The sequence below is a fragment of the Streptomyces sp. W16 genome (assembly GCF_033194735.1).
Taxonomy (GTDB): Bacteria; Actinomycetota; Actinomycetes; order Streptomycetales; family Streptomycetaceae; genus Streptomyces.
Genome location: NZ_JAWOAI010000913.1, coordinates 1 through 2,273, shown reverse-complemented (window position 1 = coordinate 2,273; position 2,273 = coordinate 1). Strand labels below are relative to the sequence as shown.

The window sequence follows — 2,273 nt, the reverse complement described above, 5'->3', positions numbered from 1 at the left end:
AGGCCCGCGCCGCCGTCCGCGCGGCGCTGCGCAGGCCGGCCAAGGAGGGCGACGGGCAGCACGGCCACCCGGGCCGCCATTCGGAGCCGATCGTGCTGGCCTCCGGCAACCTCGGCCTGGTCTCCTTCCCGGACGTGCCGCACCGCATGACCAAGGAGGAGATCGACGCCCGCCACCCGGCGCTGCTGACGACGCTCGCCAACCACCCGGGCGTCGGCTTCGTCCTCGTGCGCAGCGAGGAGCACGGAGGGCTCGTTCTCGGCGCGCACGGTGCCGAGCTCCCAGTGGCCGAACTCGAAGACAAGCAGGGCCCGTTGGCGGACTTCGGCCCCGGTGTCGCGGACGCCGTGCGGCGCACCCACTCCTTCCCGCACACCGCCGACATCATGGTCAACTCCTGGTACGACCCCGCCGAGGGCGAAGTCCTCGCCTTCGAGGAGCAGATCGGCTCCCACGGCGGCCTCGGCGGCAGCCAGGGCAAGCCGTTCCTGCTGTCGCCGTACGCCCTCTCCGCACCGGTCGACGACGGCGACGACCTCGTCGGCGCCGAGCAGGTCCACCGCGTACTGCGGCGCTGGCTACGGGAGTTGAACGGTCCGCAGGTGCCCCTGTCGACGGAGCCGGAGGAGCGGGCCGCCTGAAAATGGGCTGCGGTGGGTGGGCGGTGAGCACACACTGTTCGAGTCTCCCCACCTCGAACCTCCTTCAGGAGCCGCTGCTTTGCAGGCTGCCGTCACCGTCACTCCGGCCCGTATCCCCGAACTGCTGCTGGGTCTCGCGACCGTCCGCCCCGTCTTCCTCTGGGGCGCGCCCGGCATCGGAAAGTCGTCCCTGGTAAGGGAGTTCGCCCAGTCGCTGGGGCTGGAGTGCGTCAGCCTGCTCGGTACGCAGCTGGCGCCCGAGGACCTGATCGGCGTACCGCAGATCCGGGACGGACGGTCGGTGTTCTGCCCGCCTGAGGCCATCGCGCGGGACGAGCCGTACTGCCTGTTCCTGGACGAACTCAACGCGGCCACACCGGATGTGCAGAAGGCGTTCTATTCGCTGATCCTGGACCGCCGTATCGGCAGCTACGAACTCCCCAAGGGTTCCATCGTGATCGGCGCCGGCAACCGCGCGACCGACAACGCGCTGGCCCGCCCGATCGCGTCCGCGCTCATCAACCGGCTCACCCACGTCCACCTGGAGGCCTCCCCGAAGGACTGGCTCGTGTGGGCCGCGTCCAACGGCATCCACCCGTGGATCCTCGACCACCTCACCGACCGCCCCGACCACCTGTGGTCCAAGCCGCCGAAGACGGAGGAGCCCTTCTCCACGCCCCGCTCCTGGCACATGCTCTCCGACGCGCTGGGCTCCTTCGGCCCCGACCTCGACGAGGACACCCTGAAGGTCATCGCGCACGGCACGCTGACGCCCGCCCACGCGGTCGCGTTCTGCGGCTACGTCAAGATCGTGCGCAGCCGCTTCGGCATCGAGGCCGTCCTCAAGGGCGACGCCCGCTGGCCCAACCGCACCGAGGACCGCGACCTGCTGTACTACCTCGCCGAGTCCTTCCGGGGCCGTCTCATCAAGGAACTCCCGGCCAGCAAGGACCACTTGTCGGCGAACGGCCGCCAGACCGCGTACCGCGCCAAGTCCCTCCTGGTCCAACTCGCCGAGATCTCCGTCGAGGTGGCGCAGAGCGTCATCGCCTCGGACGACGACGGCAACCCGGTCCTCCCGGCCTGGTTCCTGGTGGAGGCCGCCCGGGACATGCCCCGGCTGGTGGAGGCACGCCGGTGAGTCCCACGGAGGTGCCCCGGTGAGCCGTACCCGCAAGAAGGACCCCGAGCAGAAGAAGCCCGACCCGGCGACCGAGGCGTTCACGGCCGGGCTGAAACTCGTGTGGGCCAACCCCGCGCTCGCCGCGGTCGACTTCGAGCTGTGCCGGGAGGAGGACTGCCGGGCCGCGCCCCGCGACGGGCTCGTGCTCGTCAACTCCAACGGATACCTCCACGCGCACCCCACCCGGCTCGCCGAACCCGCCGAATGGGCCTGGGCGATCGCGCACGCGCTCATCCACCTCGGCTTCGGCCACGTCCCCGGCGCGAACGGCGAGCGCGAACAGCCCGACCGCTTCGACCTCGCCGCCCGCTGCGTCGTCGTCAACCGCTTCCTGCTCACCTTCCCCGTGGGCCGCACCCCCGAAGACCTGCCCGCCGCCTACCCCGCCGGCGACGAGGAACAACTCGCGGCCCGCTGGCGTCGCGACGGCATCCCGGCCGCCTACGAGC

Annotated in this window: 1 protein-coding gene and 2 pseudogenes; all 3 read left to right on the top strand. The window is 71.2% G+C overall.

Annotated elements, in window-relative coordinates:
- Positions 1–641: pseudogene (locus tag R6V09_RS51350) on the top strand (hypothetical protein); the annotation flags it as partial.
- 79 nt (positions 642–720) lie between these two features.
- Positions 721–1,782, top strand: coding sequence for an ATP-binding protein (locus R6V09_RS51345; protein ID WP_317888282.1), 1,062 nt, complete (start codon positions 721–723; stop codon positions 1,780–1,782).
- 19 nt (positions 1,783–1,801) lie between these two features.
- A pseudogene (locus R6V09_RS51340) lies at positions 1,802–2,273 on the top strand (DUF2201 family putative metallopeptidase); the annotation flags it as partial.